This is a genomic window from Streptomyces sp. NPDC050743 (assembly GCF_044456925.1).
Taxonomy (GTDB): Bacteria; Actinomycetota; Actinomycetes; order Streptomycetales; family Streptomycetaceae; genus Streptomyces.
Genome location: NZ_JBITGJ010000026.1, coordinates 23781 through 48031 on the forward strand (window position 1 = coordinate 23781; position 24251 = coordinate 48031).

Consider the following 24251-nt stretch of genomic DNA (forward strand, 5'->3'; position numbering starts at 1 on the left):
GCCGGGGTCAGGCCGCTGTGGCGAGCCGTTCCGCCGGGACGCGGCACGGCGGGACCACGCTGCCGTCCGGGTGCAGTTCGCCGCTGTCGTCGAACACGATCGAGCCGTCGCACAGCAAGGTCCAGCCCTGCTCGGGGTGGGCGGCCACCGGGTGCCGCAGGGCGGGGCCGGACGCGGGGCACGAGGACTGGTTGGAGCACATGGCGCACCTCCACATCGGATGCGAGGGGCCGGCGGATGCGGCCGCCGCCCGTCATGCCTAGACCATGCTCCCGCCGTGAACGCCCCGGAACCGTGCGCCGTGAAGCGTGACAACTCCCGGACAACTCCCGGACGGTTCCATGACGCGCCACCGATGGAGTGACGATCACGCCCGGTGACACGGCCGGCCGGTACGAGTGGAGGCCCCCGACCCCATGGAACCGGGAGGTTCCCATGCCCGTTCGCCCCGCCCTCGCCGCGGCCCTCGGCGCCGCCGCCCTGCTGTGTGCCGCCGTCGGCCCGGCCGGCGCCGACCCCTTTGAGACCGTCACCGTCGACACCGCCGGCCATCTCGCGTCCGACGGCACCCTTACGCTCTCCGGCAGCTACCGCTGCACCGCCGGCACCGGACCGGTGTTCGTCAGCTCCTCGCTCAGCCAGAGCGACGCCCGGGTCACGCACGGCATCGGCGGCAGCGTCGCCCAGTGCGACGGCGCCGAGCACCGGTGGCGGAACACCGGCAAGGCCGACTCCGAGGCCCTGAGGGCCGGCCCCGCCCATGTGCAGGCCACGCTCATGGAACTGCGCCCCTCGGGCATCGCCCCCCCTGCCCGCCTTCCACGCCGTCACGGACCAGGACATCACCCTCGACCAGGGGTGAGCGGCCGTCTCGGCGTCGCGCCGCTTGCCGCCGTTGCCCCGGTTCCCGACCCCCCACTCGTCCCCTGCCGCCGGACGCCGGGCGGCCCCGCCCACGGGCCGCCCGGGACCGTCCCATGACCCCGCCGGCCATCGGCTCGCCTCCGGCACCGACTTCCAGCGGGCTGAGCCGTGCTCATCCCTGCGCCGGACCCGGCACCGGCCGGCGCAGGGCCGCCACGAACTTGTACCGCGAACCCCGGTACACCGAGCGCACCCACTCCACCGGGGTGCCCTCCGCGTCCCGCGAGTGCCGGGACAGCAGCAGCATCGGCAGCCCCACGTCGGTGGCGAGCAACTGCGCCTCGCGCGGGGTGGACAGCGAGGTCTCGATGGTCTCGTCGGCCTCGGCGAGATGGACGTCGTACACCTCGGCGAGCGCCGTGTACAGCGAGGGCTGGGTGGCCAGCGAGCGGCGCAGACCGGGGAAGCGCCGCGCGGACAGGTGGGTCGTCTCGATCGCCATCGGGTCGCCGCTGGCCAGCCGCAGCCGCTCGATGCGCAGGACGCGCTCGCCGATGCCGATGCCGAGCAGCTCCGACAGCCGCTGGTCGGCCGGGATCTCCCCGATGTCCAGCACCTGAGAGGCGGGGGTGAGGCCCTGAGCGTGCATGTCCTCGGTGTGCGAGGTCAGTTGGAGCGTGCGGTACAGCTTGGGCTGGGAGACGAAGGTGCCCTTGCCCTGGATCCGGTCCAGGCGGCCCTCGCCGACGAGTTCGGTGAGCGCCTGCCGGATGGTGGTCCGGGAGGTGTCGAACCGGACGGCGAGCAGCCGCTCGGCCGGCATCGCCGAGCCGGGCTGCAACTCCTCGGCCATGGCGAGCAGTCGCTGCTTGATCCGGTAGTACTTCGGCACGCGCGCGGTGCGGCCGGACGCCCCCGTGTGCGGCTGGGCGCTGCTGACGTCGGTGGTCATGCCTGCCTTCCCGGCTGTGTCGACGGTCTCCCGTTATAGCGACCAACTGCCCTATGGTCTAGTCCAACCCGCTCGCTCAGGTCCGGTCCAACCCGAAGGCCGGGCGAAAGGGGCGGATGCGGACGGACGCGCTCCGGTGACGTTCTCGTAACGGCCGGAATCGGCTTCCCTGACCACCCTTGACACCCCGAAAGGTCTAGGCCAAGCTCCACCGTACTGGTCTACACCATTAGTGGCCAGGTCCCGAGCCCTACGTGCAACAGCGTCGTACGCAGGTCACCGCCGAGGGCGTGGGGGGTTAGTGGCATCCCTGAGGAGGGTGGCGTGAAGCGCAAGCTCGCTGCCGCGATCGTGATCGCGGGCATGATGGTCTCCGTTGCGGCGTGTGGCGGAAACGACGGCAAGGACAGCGGCAAGGACGCGGGACCGGACAGCTGGAAGGGCCAGACGCTCACCGTCTGGACCATGGACGGCTCCGCACCGCCGCAGTGGAGCAAGGACGTGCAGGCCGCGTTCGAGAAGAAGACCGGCGCGAAGCTGAAGTTCGAGATCCAGAAGTGGGACGGGATCCAGCAGAAGATCACCACCGCGCTCTCCGAGGACAACCCGCCGGACGTCCTGGAGGTCGGCAACACCCAGACCCCCGCCTACGCGGCCACCGGCGGCCTCGCCGACCTCGCCGACCTGAAGAAGGGGATCGGCGCGGACTGGACGCCGTCGGTCTCGCAGTCCTCCGTGTACGACGGCAAGCAGTACGCCGCCCCCTGGTACTTCGCCAACCGCGTCGTCATCTACAACAAGGCGATCTGGGCGAAGGCCGGCATCAAGTCCACCCCGAAGACCCGCGACGAGTTCTTCAAGGACCTGGACACCATCGGCAAGAAGACCGACGCCGAGCCGCTCTACCTGCCGGGCCAGAACTGGTACTTCTTCGACGGCCTGACCATCGGCCAGGGCGCCGACCTGGTGAAGAAGCAGGGCGACAAGTACGTCTCCAACCTCGCCGACCCCAAGGTCGCCGCGGCCATGGAGACCTACAAGAAGTACGCCTCCTACTCCAAGGCGCCCAAGGACAAGGACGAGGCCACCCCGCAGCAGGCCACCATCTTCGCCAAGGGCAAGACCGGTGCGTTCATCGGCATGGGCTGGGAGGCCGGCACCGCCATCCAGGCCAACAAGGCCATCGAGAAGGACCTCGGCTACTTCACCATCCCCGGCGCCACCGCCGACAAGCCCGAGGGCGTCTTCCTGGGCGGCTCCAACCTCGCCGTCGCCCAGAACAGCAAGAAGCAGTCCCTGGCCAAGGAGTTCCTGAAGATCGCCCTGTCCGACCAGTACGAGGGCGAACTGGCCAAGCTCAACGGCGTCATCCCGAACAAGACGTCCCTGCAGAGCAACCTCCAGGGCAACGGCGCCGCCGAGGCCGCGGCCCCCGCCGCCGCGGTCGGCGGCACCACCCCGCTGATCCCGGAGTGGGCCGCGGTGGAGAACACCCCGAACCCGATCAAGGCCTACATGACCGCGGTGCTGAACGGCAAGTCCCCGGCGGACGCGGCCAAGCAGGTCGAGAGCGAGATCAACAAGCGCCTGGCCCAGCAGAACTGATGACCAGCGCCGGGGGCGCCGCCGCAGGCGCCCCCGGCTCAGTCGTTCGTACGGCCGGTTCGGCCACGGAAGAGATGGCAACTCATGTCAGTGCAGACCCAAGGCACGGACACGGCCGGGGAGCCCGCTGTCCGCAAGGCCCGGATACCGGGGCCGCCGCGGGGTGCGGACCGTGACTCCGCGTCCCCGTCCCGCCGCGGTGCCGCCGCCCCTTACCTCCTGCTGCTGCCCGCACTGCTGGCCACAGTGGTCCTGCTCGGCTGGCCCCTGGTCAAGAACGGCATGCTGTCGTTCCAGAACCTCAACCCGCGGCAGCTCATCCAGCACCTCACCGAGTGGAACGGCGTCGACAACTACCGGCAGGTGCTCTCCGAGTCGGAGTTCTGGCACGTCCTGGAGCGCTCCGTCTTCTTCACCGTCGCCAACGTCGTCCTCATCATGGGCATCGGCACGCTGATCGGCCTGCTGCTGGCCCGGCTCGGCAGGAGGATGCGGCTGCTGCTCATGGTGGGCCTCGTCCTCGCCTGGGCCATGCCCTACGTCGCGGCCACCACCGTCTACCAGTGGCTGTTCGCCCAGCGCTTCGGCGTCGTCAACTGGGTCCTGGACAAGCTGGGCTGGCACTCCATGGCCGACTACAACTGGATGGGCTCCCAGTTCTCCACCTTCTCCGTGGTCATCCTGCTGATCGTGTGGCAGTCGGTCCCGTTCGTGGCGATCAACCTGTACGCCGCCACCACCACGATCCCCAAGGAGCTGTACGAGGCCGCGTCCCTGGACGGCGCCGGCGCCTGGCAGAGCTTCGCCTCGGTGACCCTGCCCTTCCTGCGGCCGTTCCTGTACGCCACGACCTTCCTGGAGGTCATCTGGGTGTTCAAGTCGTTCACGCAGCTCTTCGCGATGAACGAGGGCGGCCCCGACCACCTCACCGAGACCCTGCCGATCTACGCCTACGTCGAGGGCGTCGGCAACCAGCACTTCGGGGTCGGCGCGGCGATCTCCTTCCTGACCATCGTGGTCCTGCTCGTCATCACCTCGTACTACCTGCGCATGGTGCTCAAGCAAGAGGAGGACGAGCTGTGAAGCGCTCGCTCTTCGGCCGTCTCTGGCCCAACGCGACCGCCGTGGTCCTCTTCATCGGCTTCGTGTTCCCCGTCTACTGGATGTTCGCGACGGCCTTCAAGCCGACCGGCGACATCATCGCCGAGAACCCGGTGTGGTTCCCGACGAACGTCACCCTCGGCCACTTCAAGAAGGCCGTCGACGCCGACCACTTCTGGACCCTGGTCGCCAACTCCGTCACCGTCACGGTCCTGTCGGTCGTCTTCTCGCTCGTCATCGCCCTGTTCGCGGCCTTCGCCCTGGCCCGGATGCGGTTCCGGGGCCGGCGCGGGCTCATCGTGACGTTCATGCTGGCGCAGATGGCCCCCTGGGAGGTCATGATCATCGCCATCTACATGATCGTCCGGGACAACGACATGCTGGACAGCCTGGTCCCGCTCACCGTCTTCTACACGATGATGGTGCTCCCCCTGACCGTCCTGACGCTGCGCGGGTACGTGGCCGCCGTGCCGAAGGACCTGGAGGAGGCGGCGATGGTCGACGGCTGCACCCGCACGCAGGCCTTCGTCCGGGTCATCTTCCCGCTGCTCGCGCCCGGCCTGATGGCGACCTCGCTGTTCGGGTTCATCACCGCCTGGAACGAGTTCCCGCTCGTCCTGATCCTCAACAAGGACGTCGAGAAGCAGACCCTGCCGCTGTGGCTGTCGCAGTTCCAGACGGCCTTCGGCGACGACTGGGGCGCCACCATGGCCGCCTCGTCCCTGTTCGCGCTGCCCATCCTGATCCTCTTCATCTTCCTGCAACGCAAGGCCGTCAGCGGCCTGACCGACGGCGCCGTGAAGGGATGACACCGCCGATGACCACACTCGCCACCGGCCCGGACACCCTCACCCGGGACGCCCTCGCGGTGCTGCAGCCGGGGTTCGACGGCACCACCGCGCCCGACTGGGTGCGCCGGCGCCTCGGTGAGGGCCTCGCCTCCGTCGCCCTGTTCGGCCGCAACGTCGTCACCGAGGAGCAGGTCACCGCCCTCACCGCCGAACTGCGCGCCGAACGCGACGACCTGCTGGTCGCCATCGACGAGGAGAGCGGCGACGTCACCCGCCTGGATGTGCGCACCGGCTCCTCCTTCCCCGGCAACCACGCCCTCGGCGCCGTCGACGACCCCGGCCTCACCCGGGCCGTCTCCCGCGAACTGGGCCGGCGCCTTGCCGCCTGCGGCGTCAACTTCGACTGGGCGCCGTCCGCCGACGTCAACGCCAACCCCGACAACCCCGTCATCGGGGTGCGCTCCTTCGGCGCGAGCACCGACCTGGTCGCCCGGCACACCGCCGCCTGGGTCGAGGGCCTGCAGTCCACCGGCGTCGCCGCCTGCACCAAGCACTTCCCCGGCCACGGCGACACCAACGTCGACTCCCACCACGCCGTACCCCGCATCGACGTCGACGCCGACACCCTCTACGCGCGCGAACTCCCCCCCTTCCGCGCGGCCATCGCCGCCGGCACCCGGGCGATCATGAGCGCCCACATCCTCGTCCCGGCCCTCGACCCCGACCGGCCGGGCACCCTCTCCCGCCGCATCCTCACCGAGCTGCTGCGCGACGAACTCGGCTACCGGGGCCTGATCGTCACCGACGGCATGGAGATGCGCGCCATTTCCGGCACGTACGGCCTGGAGCACGGCGTCGTCCTCGCGATCGCGGCCGGCGCCGACGCCATCTGCGTGGGCGGCGGGCTGTGCGACGAGGGCACCGTGCTGGGACTCAGGGACGCGCTCGTGGCCGCCGTACGCTCCGGCGAACTGCCCGAGGAACGGCTCGCGGACGCGGCGGCCCGGGTGCGCGACCTGGCCGCGTGGACCGCCGGAGCGCGTGCCGCCGCCTCCGCCACCGTGCCCGACCCCGAGGTGGGCCTGGTCGCGGCCCGCCGCGCACTGAGAGTGACCCGGGCCGGCGCCGCCGTACCGGCCGACAAACCCGTGTACGTCGCCCAGTTCGAGCCGGCCCGCAACATCGCCGTCGGCGACCAGACCCCGTGGGGCGTGGCCGCCGAGCTGGAACGGCTGCTGCCCGGCACCGTGTCCGGGACCTTCACCGGTGAGGGCGGCGGACCGCAGGCCCTCGCCGCCGCCGACGGCCGCCGGATCGTCGCCGTGGTCCGCGACGAACACCGGCACGACTGGATGCGCTCCGCCCTCGACACCCTGCTCGCCGCCCGCCCCGACACCGTCGTCGTGGAGATGGGCCTGCCGCAGGCCGCCCCGCGCGGCGCCCTGCACATCGCCACCTACGGCGCCGCCCGGGTCTGCGGTGTGGCGGCGGCGGAGGCCGTCGTCGCGGGCTGACCGAAGCGGCCACCACCGGCCGCCCGCTTGGTCGCGGGCGGCCCGCTCGACCTTGCTCTTTTCCCGGATCCCAACCGCACCTGCTCGCACGTGCTGTCCAGAGGAATCGCATGCAAACGCCCCACCCCCACCCCCACCCCCACCTTCACCGAGCAGCCTCCGCCCGCCCCTACTTCAGCGCCGACGGCGAGACCTACCTCGCCCCGACCCCGCTGCGCCACATCGAGAAGTCCCAGCCCCTCAGGGTGCTGTCGGACGAGGACTTCGCCTTCTGGCAGACCTACGGCTACGTCGTCGTACGGGAGGCCATCACCCCCGGCGAGGCCAAGCAACTCCTCGACTTCGCCTGGCAGTTCCAGGGCCTCGACCCCGACCGCCCCGACACCTGGTATGAGGAACCTCGGTTCCGCTCCGAACTCGACCGGCACCTGTTCATCTACGGCTTCGTCGAGGCCTACCACCACCAGCTCCTGTGGGACAGCCGACAGACCCGGCGGGTCTACGACGCGTTCGTGGACGTGTGGGACTGCCCGGAGCTGTGGGTCACCCTGGACCGGCTCAACCTCAACCCGCCCAACACCCGCACCCGTTCGCGCTCCCGGATCGAGCCCACCGACGAGGGCTTCGACATCGAGCTGCACTGGGACGTCGACACCACCCTCGCCGTCCTCCCGCAGCGCGTCCAGGGCATCATCGCCCTGAACGACACCCGGCCCGAACTCGGCGGCTTCCAGTGCGCCCCCGAGCTCTTCCGCCGCTTCGAGGAGTGGCGCGTGGCCCAGCCGCCCGGCCGCGACCCGGTACGCCCCGGCACCGACCGTGCCGAGTTCCCGGTGATCCGCCCCGACCTCCAGGCCGGCGACCTGCTCATCTTCAACGGGCTGCTGGCGCACGGCGTGGCACCGAACCTCTCTGACAACGCTGTCCGAGCCGTCCAGTACCTGTCGATGATGCCCGCCCTGGAGGAGGCGACCGCTTTACGCGACTCCCGCGTCCACTCCTGGCGCACCCTCGCGACCCCCGACTGGAACGCCACCCTCCTCGGCGACGCCCGTATGCCGGAGGCCGACCGCTACGGCCCCGCCACGCTCGACCCGCTCGGCAGGAGACTGCTCGGCCTGGACTCCTGGACCACCGCCGCGGAAGAGGCACAGTGAACCGGATCTGCCTCTGCCTGCCCACCAACCGGGCCTGCTCCGCAACCCTCACCGCCCTCCACGACGAGGCCGCCTACGCTGCCCGGCGCTTCGGCGCCGACGTCCGGCTGCTCATCCTCGACTCCTCCGACGCCCGCACCCGCGCCGGGCACGCCCGGGCCGTCGCCGGACTCCACCCGGCGACCGGCGTCACCGTCCACCACCTCGACGAGGACGCCCAGCGCGCCTTCCTGCGCCGGACGATCGAGCGAGCGGGCCCGGCGGAGCCCGAGCGCCTTCTGCGTCTGATGCTCCCGCCCGCCGTCTCCTACGGCGCCTGCACCAACCGGGCCTTCCTGCTCGCCGCCGCCCTCGGCTGCCACTCGCTGCACCGCAGGGACTCCGACAGCACCTACCAACTCCACGCAGGACAGCCGGTGTTCCCCGTCCACCACGAGCTGCCCTGGCTGGGCGATCCGGCCGCCGAGGCCACGGCCGCCGGTCTGCCCACCGACCTCGACCGGGCGCCGCTGCGCCGCCCGGTGTCACTGGCCGGAGCCTCCTTTATCGGCGAACTCTCCGTGGACTTGGGGGAGATGCGGCACCTGGACGAGGGCGTGTACCACGACATCGTCAGCCTCTGGGCGCCCGGCGACTGGTCCGAGGAACGCAAACGGCACCTGGTCGAGGAGTCCTTCACCGGCGCGGGCACGGCACCCTTCACCGGCGACCGGGCGACCCTCACCGTGGTCGACCCCATGCGCGTCGACATGTGCAACATCGCCTTCGACCGCGCGATCTACGAACGCGTCCCCCTGCCACCCGCCACCGACACCATCGGCAGCGACTACTTCCTCCTCCACCTGGTCCACGACGCCGGCCTGCCCGGCATCCTGCACAACCGCCACATAGAGAACTTCCACACCCCCGAACGCCGCACCGACACCGGCTTCCCGGCCTACCAGCGGCGGTTCGTGAAGTTCCTGCTGTCGATGCTCTACTTCCACCACGTCTACGACCGCATGGCCGCCGAAGGTGTGGGGTTGCTGGACGAGCGGCATCGGGTACGGCCCGACCGGATCGTGGAGTTCCTGCGGGAGAGCACGGGCCTGGACCGCACGGAGAACGTCTGGCGCCTGGACCGGGTAGACACGGCGTACCGCAAGCTGGGTGGCCGGTACGCGACGTTCGCCGACCAACTCGCGGAAGAGCGTGAACGGTTATCGGACGAGGCGGAGTCGGACATGGAGGACTTCGCACACCTGGTCGAGGCCTGGCCGGCACTGATCAAAGCAGCCCGCTCATGAGCGCCCCAAAGGGGCGCGGGGCCCTGTCTGATATGGGGCTACCGCCGCGCGGGCGCGATCAACCACGGTGGACCCGCACTCGCGCGACGGCACATCCGGGCACTTCCGTAGGCGCGCTCGGCACCGCACTCGCCGCAGCCGAATCCGACCGCGTCATCTACGACCTGACCGGCATAGAGCACCAATACGACGCCCTGCTGAGCGAGTTGCCCGGCACCCACATCCGCTTCGCCCTCAAGGCCTGCCCCGTCGACGACGTCCTGCAGTGCCTGGCCGCCCGCAGAGCCGGGTTCGACGCGGCCGGCCCTGCTGAAATCACGCAAGCACTACGCACTGGCGCCTCAGCCGACCGAATCCACTACGGCAACACCATCAAGTCCGACCGCGACATCGCCGAAGCCCACCGCCTGGGTATCCGCACCTTCGCCACCGACAGCGTCGAGGACGTCACCGCCATCGCCGCGCACGCGCCCCGCGCCCGGGTGTTCTGCCGCCTGACCACCGGAGGTACCGGCGCACTGTGGGGCCTGAACCACAAGTTCGGCTGCGCCCCCGACGACGCCGTCCGCGTGCTGGAGACCGCCCGTGACGCCGGACTCACCCCGGCCGGCCTGTCCGTGCACGTCGGCTCCCAGCAGATGACCGGCGAGGCCTGGCAGCAGGCCCTCGACACCCTCGCCGGGACCCTGACGGCGCTGGCCGGGCGGGGGATCGTACCCGACCTCGTCAACCTCGGCGGCGGCCTGCCCGCGCTCGGCTACCGGGACCGCCACGGCAACGCCCTCGACCCGCCGCTGGACAAGATCTTCACCGTGCTCCGCGAGGGCATGGACCGGCTGCGCGACCTCACCTCCTCCCCGCTCGACTTCGTCATGGAACCGGGCCGCCACCTGGTCGCCGACCACGGTGCCGTGCGCGCCCACGTCTCCCGGCTGACCCGGCGCCGCAGGCCGGACGGAACCGAGGCCCACTGGCTCTACCTGAGCTGCGGCAAGTTCAACGGCCTCTACGAGATGGACCAGGTGACGCACCGCATGGTGTTCCCGGGCCACCTCGGGGCGCAGGAGCACGTCCTCGCCGTCGTCGCCGGTCCCACCTGCGACAGCGACGACGCCTACGGCGCGGGCCGGTATCCGGTGCGTGTGCCGGCGTCCGTCACCTCCGGCGACCCGGTCTGGATCCTCTCCGCCGGCGCCTACGCCGCCAGCTACATGACCCAGGGGTTCAACGGCGTCCGCCCGCTGCCCTGCGTGTGCGTCCGCGGCCAGGAAGGACACCACTGACATGACCCACCTGATCCGCGGCATCACCGAGGCCGACTGGCCCGAGGTCGTGGCCCTGGAGGCGGAGGCGTACGCGGTCACCGCGCTCACCGAGGGGGAGGCCGCACTGCGCGCACGGGCCGCCGCGGGCACCTGCCTCGTCCTGGACCTCGACGGCCGGATCGCGGGCTACGCACTGGCCCTGCCCTACCCGATGTTCCGCTGCCCCGACCTGGCCCGCGCCGAGCAGGCCGCCCACTGCTCCACCAATCTGCACCTGCACGACCTCGTCATCACCGCGCCCCTGCGGCGCAGGGGGCTCGGCAGCCGGATGGCCCGCCACCTGACGGACACGGCCCGCACCCGCGGTTTCCGCACCATGTCCCTGATCGCCGTCGCCGGTAAGGAACCCTTCTGGCGGGCCAACGGCTACCGCGCCCACCACGAGACGCACGTCCCAGCCGGCTACGGCGGCGGCGCGGTGTACATGTCGACGCGGGTCGCCGCCGTACGGAAGGCGAGCTGATGCCCACACCCTCCTTCCCGCGCGCCAAGTGGTCGATCGCGGCGCTGTTCTGCTTCCTCGGCTTCCAGTACGGCACCTGGGTCTCCCGCCTGCCCGCGCTCAAGACCCGGCTGGACCTGGGCTCCGGGGAGGTGGGCCTGCTGCTGATGGTGTGTGGGGCCGGCGCCGCGGCCTCCTTCCCGCTGGTCGCCGTCCTGATGCGGCGTCTCGGCTCCCGGCGGCTGTCCCTGGCCTCCGCCCTCGGCCTGGTCGCCGTACTGTCCGTCCTGTCCGCCGTGCCGAACTACCCGCTCGCCCTCCTGGCCGTCTGCGCCGACGGAGTCGCGGTCGGCTGCCTCAACGTCGCCATGAACGCCCAGGGCGCCGCGCTGGAGCAGGCCTACGGCCGCACCGCCATGTCGCAGCTGCATGCCACCTTCAGCGCCGGTCTGCTCGCCGCCGCCCTGCTGAGCTCGGGCGTGACCACGCTGACCGCGTCGGTGCCGGCGCATTTCGCCGTGGCCGGGGCGCTGTTGCTGCTCCTGCTCGCCGGCGCCCGCTCCGGGCTGCTCCCCCACACGCAGCCGGGCACACCGGGCGAGCCGAGGCGGAACCGCCGCCCGGCCCTGCCCTCCTGGACGACCCTGCTGATGGGCTGCGCCATGGCCTTCGGCACCATCACCGAGGGCGCGATGAACGACTGGTCGACTCTCTACCTGAAGGACGTCGTCAAGGCCTCGGCGTCCGTGGCTCCGCTGGGCATCGCGGTCGTCTCCGTGATGATGCTGCTGGCCCGCCTGAGCGCGGACCGCTGGCGCAGTCGCTGGGGCGACGGCCGGGTGGTCCGGACCGGCAGCGCGGTGGCCGCCGCCGGCCTCGCCCTCGCCCTGCTCGCCGGCGGGCTGGTCCCGACCCTGCTCGGCTTCGCCTGCGTCGGCCTCGGCGCGGCCGCCGTCACCCCGTGCGTCTACGTCGCCGCCGCCGGCCACGGCTCGGACGCCCTGGCCCTGGTCGCCGCGATGGGCACCACGGGCCTGCTGGCGGGCCCGGCCCTCATCGGCTTCGTCGCGAGCACCACGAGCCTGACCCTCGGCATGGCGACCGTCGCCGCGTCGGCGCTGATCGTGACACTGACCGCGTTCCGTATCCCCTGGGTCGGCCATCGCACCCCGGCACCCGCGGCCGAACCCCGCCCTTCGCTCAGCGGCCCGTGAGGATCTCCGGGGCATCCACATGCCGGCAGATCACCGCGCCGGCCGGGGTGCCCGCACCCCGGCCGGCGTGTGGGAAATCGTCACCGCAGGCGTCCTCCGCGGCAGGAATCTTCCAACTTCCCGCTCTGGCTGGAGGCCCCGGGCCCGTCCCTCCACGCTGACCCCTGGCCGAACTCGATGCCCTCACCCCAGGGGATCGGGTCGGCGCGTCGACAACGGTGGAGAGGAACCCCGATGACTGCTGAGCGTGTGTTCGCGCCGACTCCCACGACGGCGTACCGATGGCGGTGGCCGGCGCTCACCGCCCTGCTGCTCGGTGAGGCGATGAACCTGTTGGACGCGACCATCGTGCAGGTCGCCGCACCGGCGATCCACGCCGATCTGGGCGGGTCGGTGTCCGACATCCAGTGGTTCACGACGGCCTACACCCTGCCGTTCGCGGTGCTGCTGATCACCGGTGGCCGGCTGGGCGACATCGCCGGCCGACGACGGCTGTTCGTCGTCGGCGTCACGGGATTCATGCTCGCGTCCACCGCCTGCGCCCTGGCGCCCACGGTGGGGTTTCTGATCGCCTTCCGTGCGGTGCAGGGGGCGGCGGCGGCCGTGATCATTCCCCAGACCATCGGTCTGATCAAGGCCATGTTCACCGGTGACGAGATGTCCAGGGCCCTGGGCAGCATCGGCCCGGTGATGGGCCTGGCCGCCGTCTGCGGTCCGGTGCTCGGCGGTGTCCTGACGCATGCCGACCTGTTCGGCTCGTCGTGGCGCGCGACATTCCTGGTCAACGTGCCCGTGTCCCTGGCCGTGCTGGCCCTGGCCCCCAAACTGCCGGAGAACCGCGCTCCCCAGCGGCCCACACTCGATCTCACCGGCACGCTCCTGGCCACGATCGGCGTCGGGCTCGTCGTCTACCCCCTCGTCGGTGCCGACATCGCCGCGATGTCCGCGTGGAGCCGGGGTGCCGTCGTGGCCGGTCCGATCGTGATGGTCGTGTTCGCGCTGCACCAGCGCCGCGTCGCCGCCGCCGGCCGGAGCCCGGTGGTGGAGCCGAGCCTGTTCGCGCACCGGGGTTTCCCGGCCGCCCTGGTGACGTCGGCATCGTTCTTCGCGGTGACCAACGGCCTGATGACGGTCATCGTGCTGCAGCTCCAGCTGGGGCTCGGCACCGATGTGCTCGACGCGGGGCTGACCCTCGCGCCCTGGTCGGTCGGCCTGGCCGTGGCCTCCTGGGTGGCCGGCGCCCGTCTGGTCCGGCGCCACGGGCACCGCGTGATGTCCCTGGGCCTCGCCGTACTCCTGCTCGGAGCACTGGCCGCCATCGCCGTCTACCACGAGGCGGACCCCACGTCCTACCCCGAGCCGCTGCTGATCGCGCTGGGTGTGGCGGGTCTGGGAGCCGGGCTCTTCAGCCCGGCCTTCTTCACCATCGCCCTGAAGCCGCTGCAGCCGCAGGAGATCGGGTCGGCCGCCGGACTGCTGAACGCCGTGCAGCAGTTGGGCGCCACGCTCGGGGTCGCCGTCCTAGGGAGCGTCTACCTCGACAGCGCGGAGCCCGGCGGCCCGTCGGCCGCGCTGCACGCGGTCCAGGCCGCCTTCTGGGTCGCCGTCGCGCTGGTGGTGGTCGGCTTCGTCACCAGCAGGTCGATGCTCGCCAAGGACGCCTCGGACAAGGCCGGGGCACAGCGCTGATCGAGCCACGCAACCTAGCGGTCCCCGCGGCGGCCTCGCGGTCGCCGCATCGGCGTGCGCGGGCACCCCACCGCTTCACGGCCGCACGCGCGAAGCCGGAACAGCTCGTCGGATACGGGCGAGATCGGTGATCACCGGGCTCGCCGCCTTGACGTTCCGCAGCACCGGGCTGGTCTCCAGGGTGTGGATCGCGTCGAGGGAGCCGAGCCGCCGGGTGAGGTAACGGTGCAGGTCGGCGGGGTCGCTGCACAGCGCCTGGGCCACCAGGTTGGCGGGGCCCGTGGTCGCGGCGACGAAGGCGAGTTCGTCGTGGCCCGCCAGGGCCGTCGCCACGTGATCCAGACGCGCGGGGCTCACCGACATCCACAGAAGTGCCCTGGTGTTGGCGCCGAACAGCCCGGCGTCGACCTCGACGTCGAAGAAGAGGGCGCCGCCCGCCCGCAGATCGGCCAGGCGGCGCGCGACGGTGACGGGAGACCAGCCGGTCGCCTGGGCGAGTTCCGCGTGACTGGCACGCCCGTCCTTCTGCAGTGCGACCAGCAAATCGGCGTCCGCGTCGGTCAGTTGACGCGGCACGGGGACGTATGCGGTGCCGGTGGCCTCGTCCGACCGCAGCATGCGCTGCTGCTCCTCGTCGAGGGTGCTCGCGCTCCGGCGCCAGTTCGTGGGACCTCCGAGGTAGATGTGCAGCAGGCAGTGGGCGGACACGGCCGTGACGGTGTTCGTGCGCGGGATGTCGCGCAGCAGCAGGGAGTTGCCGGGGGCGTCGGTCGGGGCGTGGATGATCGCGACGATGTCGGTGCCGCCGGAGGTGAGTTTGACCCACGACGTATCCGGCCGACGGGCCAGGGCGTGCGCGAGGTCCTCCGCGGAGCCCGCCGCGGCGGTCATTCTGACCAGCCACTGTGTCTGACCGGCTCGGTGCGGGTCCGCGAGCCCGACGACACGCAGCGATGCCACCTCCCGCAGCCGTCGGTAGCGGCGGGCGATCGTCTGGGACGATACGCCGAGTGCGGCAGCGATCCGGCTGAACGGCGCGCGGCCGGCCACGTGCAGCGCGTGGATCAGGGCACGGTCCAGGTCGTCGAGCATGCACGCATCCTTCAGTGGGGCCGGCCCCGGGCACAGGGGCCGCCGCCCCCTCCCGCCCTCACATGGTGCGAGTCGGTCGGGGTGCGGCGGCGTTCCTTCGGCAACCGGTCAGATGTCCCGGAAGATCTCGATCTGCGCCCCGATGGAGTTCAGGCGCTCGGCGAGGTCCTCGTAACCCCGGTTGATGACGTACACGTTGCGCAGCACGGACGTGCCCTCGGCCGCCATCATCGCCAGCAGGACGACCACGGCGGGGCGCAGGGCCGGCGGGCACATCATCTCGGCGGCGCGCCAGCGGGTGGGGCCCTCGACCAGGACCCGGTGCGGGTCGAGGAGCTGGAGGCGGCCGCCGAGGCGGTTGAGGTCCGTGAGGTAGATCGCGCGGTTGTCGTAGACCCAGTCGTGGATCAGCGTCTTGCCCTGCGCGACGGCCGCGATCGCCGCGAAGAACGGGACGTTGTCGATGTTCAGGCCCGGGAAGGGCATCGGGTGGATCTTGTCGATCGGGGCTTCGAGCTTGGAGGGGCGGACCGTCAGGTCGATCAGGCGGGTGCGGCCGTTGTCCGCGAAGTACTCGGGCGACCGGTCGTGGTCGAGGCCCATCTCCTCCAGGACCGCCAGCTCGATCTCCAGGAACTCGATGGGGACCCGGCGGACCGTCAGTTCCGACTCCGTGACGACGGCGGCGGCCAGCAGGCTCATCGCCTCGACCGGGTCCTCGGAGGGGGAGTAGTCGACGTCGACGTCGATGTTCGGCACGCCGTGCACGGTCAGCGTGGTGGTGCCGATGCCCTCGACCTTGACGCCCAGGGCCTCCAGGAAGAAGCACAGGTCCTGGACCATGTAGTTGGAGGAGGCGTTGCGGATGACGGTCACGCCGTCGTGCCGGGCGGCGGCCAGCAGCGCGTTCTCGGTCACGGTGTCGCCGCGCTCGGTCAGCACGATCGGACGGTCGGGGCGGACCGTGCGGTCGACCCGCGCGTGGTACTGGCCCTCGGTGGCCGCGATGTCCAGGCCGAACCGGCGCAGCGCGATCATGTGCGGCTCGATGGTCCGCGTGCCGAGGTCGCAGCCGCCGGCGTACGGCAGTTTGAAGTGGTCCATGCGGTGCAGCAGCGGGCCGAAGAACATGATGATCGAGCGGGTGCGAACGGCGGCCTCCGCGTCGATCGCCGCCATCTCCAGCTCGGCCGGCGGCACCAGCTCCAGGTCGACGCCGTCGTTGATCCAGCGGGTGCGCACGCCGATGGAGTTGAGGACCTCCAGCAGGCGGTACACCTCCTCGATCCGCGCGACGCGGCGCAGCACCGTGCGTCCCTTGTTGAGCAGCGAGGCGCACAGCAGCGCCACGCAGGCGTTCTTGCTGGTCTTGACGTCGATGGCGCCGGACAGACGGCGACCGCCGACCACGCGCAGATGCATCGGACCCGCGTACCCCAGCGACACGATCTCGCTGTCCAGGGCTTCTCCTATGCGGGCGATCATCTCAAGGCTGATGTTCTGGTTCCCGCGCTCGATGCGGTTGACCGCGCTCTGACTGGTGCCGAGCGCCTCCGCGAGCTGCGTCTGTGTCCAGCCTCGGTGTTGCCGGGCGTCACGGATGAGCTTGCCGATGCGTACGAGATAGTCGTCTGCCATGTGGTTGAGGTTATCTCAGATATGAGATGGCGCCCGCTGGGGGGTCCATTCGGGTGACGACACGTCAGTGGCCTGCGGAGACGCGGCACTACGTCCCATTCATGGTGAGTGCCCGGTATCTCCCCTACCCTCCATGTAGGGGACGAATCCAGCGTGTGGCCTCGTCGCCTCATATCGCGCGACCGGTCCGGCGGGGTGTCCGGGCATGACCATCCGGCCCCCATGTACTAGTGTTATCTCGACATCGAGATATCTGCCAGGTGCACCGCAGCCGCCAGCCACTAAGGGTTACCTAACTTAGCCTTACCTTAGCGGATCGGCCAGACCGGCGTGGCGGCAGGATTGACGGTGGTACGCGCACATCAATGAAGGAGACTGTCGTGTCGGCGAACAGCTTCGACGCCCGCAGCACGCTGCAGGTGGGCGACGAGTCGTACGAGATCTTCCGGCTGGACAAGGTGGAGGGCTCGGCCCGCCTGCCGTACAGCCTCAAGGTCCTGCTGGAGAACCTGCTCCGCACGGAGGACGGCGCGAACATCACCGCCGACCACATCCGCGCCCTCGGCGGCTGGGACTCCCAGGCCCAGCCCAGCCAGGAGATCCAGTTCACGCCGGCCCGCGTGATCATGCAGGACTTCACCGGCGTGCCCTGTGTCGTGGACCTCGCGACCATGCGTGAGGCCGTGAAGGAGCTCGGCGGCGACCCCGCCAAGATCAACCCGCTGGCGCCGGCCGAGCTGGTCATCGACCACTCCGTCATCGCCGACAAGTTCGGCACCAACGACGCCTTCAAGCAGAACGTCGAGCTGGAGTACGGCCGCAACAAGGAGCGCTACCAGTTCCTGCGCTGGGGCCAGACCGCCTTCGACGAGTTCAAGGTCGTCCCGCCGGGCACCGGCATCGTCCACCAGGTGAACATCGAGCACCTGGCCCGTGTCGTGATGGTCCGCGACGGCAAGGCCTACCCGGACACCCTGGTCGGCACCGACTCGCACACCACGATGGTCAACGGCCTCGGCGTCCTCGGCTGGGGCGTCGGCGGCATCGAGGCCGAGGCCGCCATGCTCGGCCAGCCGGTCTCCATGCTCATCCCGCGCGTCGTCGGCTTCAAGCTCACCGGTGAGCTGCAGGCCGGCACCACCGCCACCGACCTCGTGCTCACCATCACCGAGATGCTGCGCAAGCACGGTGTGGTCGGCAAGTTCGTGGAGTTCTACGGCGAGGGTGTCGCCGCCACCTCCCTCGCGAACCGCGCCACCATCGGCAACATGTCCCCGGAGTTCGGCTCCACCGCCGCGATCTTCCCGATCGACGACGAGACCCTGAACTACCTGCGCCTGACCGGCCGCTCCGAGCAGCAGGTCGCCCTGGTCGAGGCCTACGCCAAGCAGCAGGGCCTCTGGCTGGACCCGAAGGCCGAGCCGGACTTCTCCGAGAAGCTCGAGCTGGACCTGTCCACGGTCGTCCCGTCCATCGCCGGCCCGAAGCGCCCGCAGGACCGCATCGTCCTCGCGAACGCCGCCGAGCAGTTCAAGCTGGACGTGCGCAACTACGTCGACGACGTGGACGAGGCGGGCAAGGAGTCCTTCCCGGCCTCCGACGCGCCGGCCGCCCACCCCAACGGCTTCCCGTCCAACCCGGTCCCGGTGACCGCCCCCGACGGCACCACCTACGAGCTGGACCACGGTGCGGTGACGGTCGCGGCCATCACCTCCTGCACCAACACCTCCAACCCGTACGTCATGATCGGCGCCGCCCTGGTCGCCAAGAAGGCGGTCGAGAAGGGCCTGACCCGCAAGCCGTGGGTCAAGTCCACCCTCGCCCCGGGTTCGAAGGTCGTCACCGACTACTTCGAGAAGGCCGGCCTCACCCCGTACCTGGACAAGCTGGGCTTCAACCTCGTCGGTTACGGCTGCACCACCTGCATCGGCAACTCCGGCCCGCTGCCGGAGGAGGTCTCCAAGGCCGTCAACGACCACGACCTCGCGGTCACCTCGGTCCTGTCCGGCAACCGGAACTTCGAGGGCCGGATCAACCCCGACGTCAAGATGAACTACCTGGCGTCCCCGCCGCTGGTCGTCGCGTACGCCATCGCGGGCTCCATGAAGGTGGACATCACCCGTGACGCCCTGGGCACCGACCAGGACGGCAACCCGGTCTACCTGAAGGACATCTGGCCGACCGAGGCCGAGGTCAACGAGGTCGTCGCGAGCGCCATCGGCGAGGACATGTTCTCCAAGTCCTACCAGGACGTCTTCGCCGGCGACGCCCAGTGGCAGTCCCTCCCGGTCCCGACCGGCAACACCTTCGAGTGGGACGCCGAGTCCACCTACGTCCGCAAGCCCCCGTACTTCGAGGGCATGGGCATGGAGCCGGCCCCGGTCGAGGACATCGCCGGCGCCCGCGTGCTCGCCAAGCTCGGCGACTCGGTCACCACCGACCACATCTCCCCGGCCGGTGCCATCAAGGCCGACACCCCGGCCGGCCAGTACCTCACGGAGCACGGCGTCGAGCGCCGCGACTTCAACAGCTACGGCTCCCGCCGCGGCAACCACGAGGTCATGATCCGCGGTACGTTCGCCAACATCCGCCTGCGCAACCAGATCGCGCCGGGCACCGAGGGCGGCTACACCCGCGACTTCACCCAGGACGGCGGTCCGGTGTCGTTCATCTACGACGCCTCCCGCAACTACATCGAGCAGGGCATCCCGCTGGTCGTCCTGGCCGGCAAGGAGTACGGCTCCGGTTCGTCCCGCGACTGGGCCGCCAAGGGCACCGCGCTGCTCGGCGTCAAGGCCGTCATCGCCGAGTCGTACGAGCGCATCCACCGCTCGAACCTCATCGGCATGGGCGTCCTGCCGCTGCAGTTCCCGGAGGGCGCCTCCGCCGCCTCCCTGGGCCTGACCGGCGAGGAGACCTTCTCCATCTCCGGCGTGACCGAGCTGAACGACGGCACCACGCCGCGCACGGTCAAGGTCACCACCGACACCGGTGTCGAGTTCGACGCGGTCGTCCGCATCGACACCCCCGGTGAGGCCGACTACTACCGCAACGGCGGCATCATGCAGTACGTGCTGCGCAACCTGATCCGCAAGTAAGCGGACCGGCAACAGCGGTTCAGGGCCGCATCCCCGGCAGCGGGGGTGCGGCCCTCGGCACAGGTTCTCACCGCCACCCTCGTCTGCGTGCGCCGTGCTCGCGCTGACCACCTCCTCGCTCAAGGCGCCCACCTGATGGGCGAGTCGGACGGGCGAGTGACGGGTGCCGCGCGGCACCCCGAAGGCACCGGAGGCCATCCGCCGGGCCTGGTCGCCGCCCGGTTCGACTGCGGCGGGCGCATCCTGGTCGCCGCGGTCATCTGCGACATCAGGAACAGCCCCCGGCCGCTCGCGGCGGTGTCCCCGACGAAGGCGCGGCCCGCACCCGCACGGTCCCCGGGCTCGGCGCCTGCTGTTTGACCGTCCTGGCCTTCCTCGGCACCGGAGGCCACCCGCCGGGGCTGGTCGCCGCCCGGTTCGACTGCGATGGGCGCATCCTGGCCGCCGCGGTCATCTGCGACACCAGTAACAGCCCCCGGCCGCTCGCGGCGGTGTCCCCGACGACGAAGCGGCCCGCACCCGCACGGTCCCCGGACTCGGCGCCTGCTGTTTGACCGTCCTGGCCTTCCTCGGCACCGGACGCCACTCGCCGGGGCTGGTCGACGACGGCGCGGACCACACCCGCACGGCCCCCGGACTCGGCGCCTGCCGCGTCATCGCCCTCGACGCCAGCGGCATCCGCGTCCTGGCCGGCCCGCCCGTGGACGACGTACGGCACACGCTCGACGGACCGGTCCGCGGGGAGGCTGCCGCGGCCATGACCCGCCCGGCCGCGCCCTACGGCAGCGCCTGCTCCGCCCAGATCACCTTGCCCTGAGGGCTGTAGCGAACGCCCCAGCGCTCGGTCATCTGCGACACCAGGAACAGCCCCCGGCCGCCTTCGTCGGTGGTCGCCGCGTAGCGCAGATGCGGCGAGGTGTTGCTTCCGTCGGCCACCTCGCAGATCAGGGTGCGGTCACGGATCAGCCGTACCCGGATCGGCGCGCCGCCGTACCGGATGGCGTTGGTGATCAGCTCGCTGAGCACGAGTTCCGTGGCGAAGCCCAGCTCGGCGAGGCCCCACTCCTCCAGTTTCGCGGAGACGGCCAGGCGCATGTCCGACACGGCCGCCGGATCGGCCGGCACGTCCCACTCGGCGACCTGGCCGGGCGTCAGCGTATGGGTGCGCGCGACCAGCAGCGCGACGTCGTCCGTGGGCCGCCCGGGCAGCAGCTCGTCCAGCACCGCCTGGCAGCTCGCGTCCGGTGCCCGGCCGGGATGGCCCGCCAGCGCCTGCCCCAGCAGCTCCATGCCGACGTCCAGGTCGCGGGCGCGGTCCTCGATGAGACCGTCGGTGTACAGCACGAGCTCGGTGCCCTCGGCCAGCTCGAACTCAGCCGTCTGGAACGGCATGCCCCCGATGCCGAGCGGGGGCCCGGCCGGCACGTCGGCGAAGGTGACGCTGCCGTCGGGGTGGACCAGCGCCGGCGCCAGGTGCCCGGCCCGCGCCATGGTGCAGCGGCGCGTCACCGGGTCGTAGATCGCGTACAGACACGTGGCACCCGCGATCTCCCCGGCCGCCTCCGCGTCGGCCTCGTCCTGGTCGATGCGGCCGACCAGGTCGTCCAGGTGGCCCAGCAGCTCGTCGGGCGGCAGGTCGAGGGTGGAGAAGTTGTGCACCGCGGTGCGCAGCCGTCCCATGGTGGCGGCCGCGTGCAGGCCGTGGCCGACCACGTCACCGACGACGAGCGCCACCCGGCTGCCCGGCAGCGGGATCACGTCGAACCAGTCCCCGCTCACCCCCGACTGCGCGGGCAGATAGCGGTATCCGACGTCGAGGGCGCTCTGCTCGGGCAGTGCCCGCGGCAGCAGGCTGCGCTGCAGGGTGACCGCCAGCGCGTGTTCACGGGCGTAGCGGCGGGCGTTGTCGATGCTCACCGCGGCGCGCGCCACCAGTTCCTCCGCAAGCGACAGGTCCTCCTGGTCGAAGGGGTCCCGCTTGGCCCGGTAGAAGTTCGCCATGCCCAGCACGACACCGCGGGCCCGGATCGGGGCGACGATGAGGGACTGGATGCCGTAGTCGAGGATCTCCCTGGTGCGCTGCGGATCCTGGGCCTGCCAGTCATCGGCGGTGGACAGGTCGGTCACCAGCTCCGAGCGGCCGCTGCCGTACCCCCGGGCCTGGGGTGTGAACGGCAGGAAGTCGATCAGCCGGTCCTTCTCGTAGAGCGGGTGGTCGTCCCGGACACCGTGGACGGCGATGCGCCGCATGTCCGTGGCGGTGGCGGCCGGCTCCTCGCCGTGCAGCACGGCGTCGGCCAGGTCCACGGTGACGAAGTCGGCGAAGCGCGGCACGGCGACCCGCGCCAGCTCGCTCCCGGTGCGCTCCACGTCCAGGGTGGTGCCCACGCCCAGACCGGCGTCGTACAGCAGTTTGAGCCGTTCCTTGGCGACCTCCGCCCGTCCGGACAGCGCCTGCAGCTCGGTGGTGTCGCGGAGGGTCACCACGGTGCCGCTGGGGCATCCGGCCCGGTCGGTGGGCCGGATGTTGACCGCCAGCAGCCGGTCCCCGGCGAACAGCACCTCGTCGGTGGCCTCGCGCCCGGACAGGAGCAGGTCCACGAAGTCGGGATCGAGACCGGCGAGCCCGGCCACGTGCGCCCCCTCGGCCTCGGCGGGCAGCTCCAGCAGCCGCCTGGCCTCGTCGTTGATCAGCAGCAGCCGCCCGTCGGCGCCGATGATGAGCACTCCCTCCCGCACCGAGTGCAGCACCGTGTCGTGGTGCTCGTACATCCGGGTCATCTCGTCCGGGGCCAGGCTGTGGGTCTGCCGTCGCAGCCGCCTGCCCACCAGTGCCGTGCCCCCGGTCGACACCACCAGCGCCGCGGCCCCGGCGGCCAGGATGAGCGGCAGCTGCCGGTTGACCTCGTGGGTGACGTTCTTGACCTTCATCCCGGCGGAGACGAGAGCGACCACCTTGCCGTGGGTGTCGTCGATCGGCACGGTCGCCTGTTCCTCGTGGCCCAGCGGGCCGTGCACGCTCTCCGTGTAGACCTTGCCGGCCAGCGACGGGCCGATCCGGCCCACGAACCGCTTTCCGATCTTGCTGGGAATCGGGTGGGTGTAACGGATGCCGTGGGTGTCCATGACGACGATGAAGTCGACACCGGCGGACTTGCGCCCCGCCTCGGTGAGCGGCTGCAGGATCTTGGACGGGTCGGGCGTACTCAGCGCCTGCAGGACGCCGGGGGAGTGCGCGAAGGTCTGGGCGACGGCGATGGACCGCCGCCGGGCCTCGGTGCCGGTGTCCCGTTCCGACTGCAGGACCAGGGCGAACACGGCGCTGAGTACGAGGGCCGCGACCAGCGCCACCTGCAGGACGAAGACCTGCCCGGCGACGCTCCTCGGGCTTTTGCCGATCACAGACCGCCAGGAGTGACGCCTGAGTCGGTCAGTAATGTCCGACATGCGGCATTTGTAGCACCGGGGTTCACCCCGTGGCTATGCCTCGTCCACGAGCCGGACGCCCGCTCCGTCCCGATCGACGCGCATCGTCCCTGGTTGCGAGCGTGAGGGCGGGGCCGGAGATCGCTTCGAGATTCCGGCGCCCGCGCCGCGAACCGCTCTGGGCGGACCCGGTGTTCAGGTGCACCGGGTCCGCGAGCCGGGCGGGTGAGGGGGGTGCGGGGAAACCCGCCCGGATGGTGCTGGCTTGTGAGACGCGTTGAGCATACGACAACGTTGTCTATGGTCTGTACATGACTCTACCGCCTGAACCGACAACGATGTCAACCTACTTGGGGTAGCCCGTCCGGGTGGTCCCCGACGTGTGCCTACCGGGGCGTACGCGGTCTTCCGTGGTACCGCTGGGCCCGTTACCGTCCCTGCGGCTTGTGCGACCTGTGGTGCGCGACCCGTCCGTAAGGAGGAGGGGCCGCGTCAGGCGTTTTCGCCCCGTGTCCCTGTTACTGGCCGCGCTTCTCACCACCGGCGCCGCCGCGACCCTCGCCCTCGCGGCGACCGCCGTACCTCCCGGCCTCGTCGAGGATCCCACCGGGTACGTCGACCCGCTGATCGGCACCCGGAACGGCGGCGATGTCTTCCCGGGCGCCGTCGTGCCCTTCGGCATGCTCTCCTGGAGCCCCGAGAACACCAGAGGGGACGCCACCGGAACCGCCGCGCCCGGTGGCTACCAGTACGACGCCACGCGCATCCGGGGCTTCAGCCTCACCCACATGTCCGGCACCGGCTGCGCCGGCGGCAGCGGCGACGTCCCCTTCTTCCCGTACGCCGGCGAGGTCACCTCCTCCCCGGCGAGCGACACCGAGGACGCCGTCTACGCCTCCGACTTCGCCCACGCCGACGAGACCGCCGAGCCCGGCCACTACACGGTGGGCCTCGCCTCCGGGGTCACCTCCTCCCCGGCGAGCGACACCGAGGACGCCGTCTACGCCTCCGACTTCGCCCACGCCGACGAGACCGCCGAGCCCGGCCACTACACGGT

The 24251-nt window shown here is 71.0% G+C and carries 19 protein-coding genes and 1 pseudogene; 15 read left to right on the forward strand and 5 right to left on the reverse strand.

Going from position 1 to position 24251, the window contains the following annotated elements; translation table 11 throughout:
* Positions 1-7: 7 nt before the first annotated feature.
* The gene (locus tag ACIBJF_RS24295) at positions 8-202 is read right to left on the reverse strand and encodes a DUF5999 family protein (protein ID WP_351806179.1); all 195 of its coding nucleotides are present in this window, start codon (positions 200-202) and stop codon (positions 8-10) included.
* A gap of 233 nt (positions 203-435) precedes the next feature.
* Here ACIBJF_RS24295 and ACIBJF_RS24300 point away from each other — a divergent pair, with 233 nt between their 5' ends.
* A complete protein-coding gene (locus ACIBJF_RS24300) occupies positions 436-981 on the forward strand; it encodes a DUF6299 family protein (RefSeq protein WP_399176615.1) in 546 nt (181 codons plus the stop codon).
* A 55-nt stretch (positions 982-1036) separates the two neighbouring features.
* Here ACIBJF_RS24300 and ACIBJF_RS24305 read toward each other — a convergent pair whose 3' ends face one another.
* A complete protein-coding gene (locus ACIBJF_RS24305) occupies positions 1037-1816 on the reverse strand; it encodes a GntR family transcriptional regulator (protein ID WP_399176617.1) in 780 nt (259 codons plus the stop codon).
* 324 nt (positions 1817-2140) lie between these two features.
* Between ACIBJF_RS24305 and ACIBJF_RS24310 the strand changes: the two genes are divergently transcribed.
* From ACIBJF_RS24310 to ACIBJF_RS24355, 10 genes are all read left to right on the forward strand, one after another.
* Positions 2141-3421: an extracellular solute-binding protein gene (locus ACIBJF_RS24310; protein WP_399176619.1), complete on the forward strand. Its 1281-nt coding sequence runs from the start codon at positions 2141-2143 to the stop codon at positions 3419-3421.
* 84 nt (positions 3422-3505) lie between these two features.
* On the forward strand, positions 3506-4504 hold the full coding sequence (locus tag ACIBJF_RS24315; protein ID WP_399176621.1) for a carbohydrate ABC transporter permease: 999 nt from the start codon (positions 3506-3508) through the stop codon (positions 4502-4504).
* Positions 4501-5331: a carbohydrate ABC transporter permease gene (locus ACIBJF_RS24320; RefSeq protein WP_399176623.1), complete on the forward strand. Its 831-nt coding sequence runs from the start codon at positions 4501-4503 to the stop codon at positions 5329-5331. The genes ACIBJF_RS24315 and ACIBJF_RS24320 overlap by 4 nt, the downstream gene beginning before the upstream one ends.
* Positions 5332-5339: 8 nt before the next feature.
* Positions 5340-6827 carry a glycoside hydrolase family 3 protein gene (locus ACIBJF_RS24325; RefSeq protein ID WP_399176625.1) on the forward strand — a complete coding sequence of 496 codons (1488 nt, stop codon included), beginning with the start codon at positions 5340-5342 and terminating at the stop codon, positions 6825-6827.
* A gap of 110 nt (positions 6828-6937) precedes the next feature.
* Complete coding sequence (locus ACIBJF_RS24330) at positions 6938-7984, forward strand: phytanoyl-CoA dioxygenase family protein (protein WP_399176626.1); 1047 nt, start codon at positions 6938-6940, stop codon at positions 7982-7984.
* Positions 7981-9270, forward strand: coding sequence for a DUF6271 family protein (locus tag ACIBJF_RS24335; protein ID WP_399176627.1), 1290 nt, complete (start codon positions 7981-7983; stop codon positions 9268-9270). The genes ACIBJF_RS24330 and ACIBJF_RS24335 overlap by 4 nt, the downstream gene beginning before the upstream one ends.
* A gap of 32 nt (positions 9271-9302) precedes the next feature.
* Positions 9303-10553, forward strand: coding sequence for an alanine racemase (locus ACIBJF_RS24340; RefSeq protein WP_399176629.1), 1251 nt, complete (start codon positions 9303-9305; stop codon positions 10551-10553).
* Position 10554: 1 nt separating this feature from the next.
* Positions 10555-11058: a GNAT family N-acetyltransferase gene (locus tag ACIBJF_RS24345; protein WP_399176631.1), complete on the forward strand. Its 504-nt coding sequence runs from the start codon at positions 10555-10557 to the stop codon at positions 11056-11058.
* Positions 11058-12251 carry an MFS transporter gene (locus ACIBJF_RS24350; protein ID WP_399176633.1) on the forward strand — a complete coding sequence of 398 codons (1194 nt, stop codon included), beginning with the start codon at positions 11058-11060 and terminating at the stop codon, positions 12249-12251. Before ACIBJF_RS24345 ends, ACIBJF_RS24350 begins: the two co-directional genes overlap by 1 nt.
* Before the next feature lie 234 nt (positions 12252-12485).
* Complete coding sequence (locus ACIBJF_RS24355) at positions 12486-13940, forward strand: MFS transporter (protein ID WP_399176635.1); 1455 nt, start codon at positions 12486-12488, stop codon at positions 13938-13940.
* 75 nt (positions 13941-14015) lie between these two features.
* Here the strand turns inward: ACIBJF_RS24355 and ACIBJF_RS24360 are convergent, their stop codons facing one another.
* Positions 14016-15032: an Lrp/AsnC family transcriptional regulator gene (locus ACIBJF_RS24360; protein WP_399176637.1), complete on the reverse strand. Its 1017-nt coding sequence runs from the start codon at positions 15030-15032 to the stop codon at positions 14016-14018.
* A 108-nt stretch (positions 15033-15140) separates the two neighbouring features.
* Positions 15141-16670, reverse strand: a complete 1530-nt coding sequence (locus ACIBJF_RS24365; protein ID WP_399176638.1) for a helix-turn-helix domain-containing protein — start codon at positions 16668-16670, stop codon at positions 15141-15143.
* Between the two features lie 380 nt (positions 16671-17050).
* Between ACIBJF_RS24365 and acnA the strand changes: the two genes are divergently transcribed.
* The 3 genes from acnA to ACIBJF_RS24380 all read left to right on the forward strand — a co-directional run bounded on the left by acnA (position 17051) and on the right by ACIBJF_RS24380 (position 20585).
* On the forward strand, positions 17051-19768 hold the full coding sequence (gene acnA, locus ACIBJF_RS24370; RefSeq protein WP_399176640.1) for an aconitate hydratase AcnA: 2718 nt from the start codon (positions 17051-17053) through the stop codon (positions 19766-19768).
* 87 nt (positions 19769-19855) lie between these two features.
* Positions 19856-20128 carry a hypothetical protein gene (locus ACIBJF_RS24375; RefSeq protein WP_399176641.1) on the forward strand — a complete coding sequence of 91 codons (273 nt, stop codon included), beginning with the start codon at positions 19856-19858 and terminating at the stop codon, positions 20126-20128.
* Between the two features lie 190 nt (positions 20129-20318).
* Positions 20319-20585: a hypothetical protein gene (locus ACIBJF_RS24380; RefSeq protein WP_399176643.1), complete on the forward strand. Its 267-nt coding sequence runs from the start codon at positions 20319-20321 to the stop codon at positions 20583-20585.
* Here the strand turns inward: ACIBJF_RS24380 and ACIBJF_RS24385 are convergent.
* A complete protein-coding gene (locus ACIBJF_RS24385) occupies positions 20546-23215 on the reverse strand; it encodes a SpoIIE family protein phosphatase (protein WP_399176645.1) in 2670 nt (889 codons plus the stop codon). The genes ACIBJF_RS24380 and ACIBJF_RS24385 overlap by 40 nt on opposite strands.
* A gap of 488 nt (positions 23216-23703) precedes the next feature.
* Between ACIBJF_RS24385 and ACIBJF_RS24390 the strand changes: the two are divergent.
* A pseudogene (locus tag ACIBJF_RS24390) lies at positions 23704-24139 on the forward strand (glycoside hydrolase family 92 protein); the annotation flags it as partial.
* Positions 24140-24251: the final 112 nt, after the last annotated feature.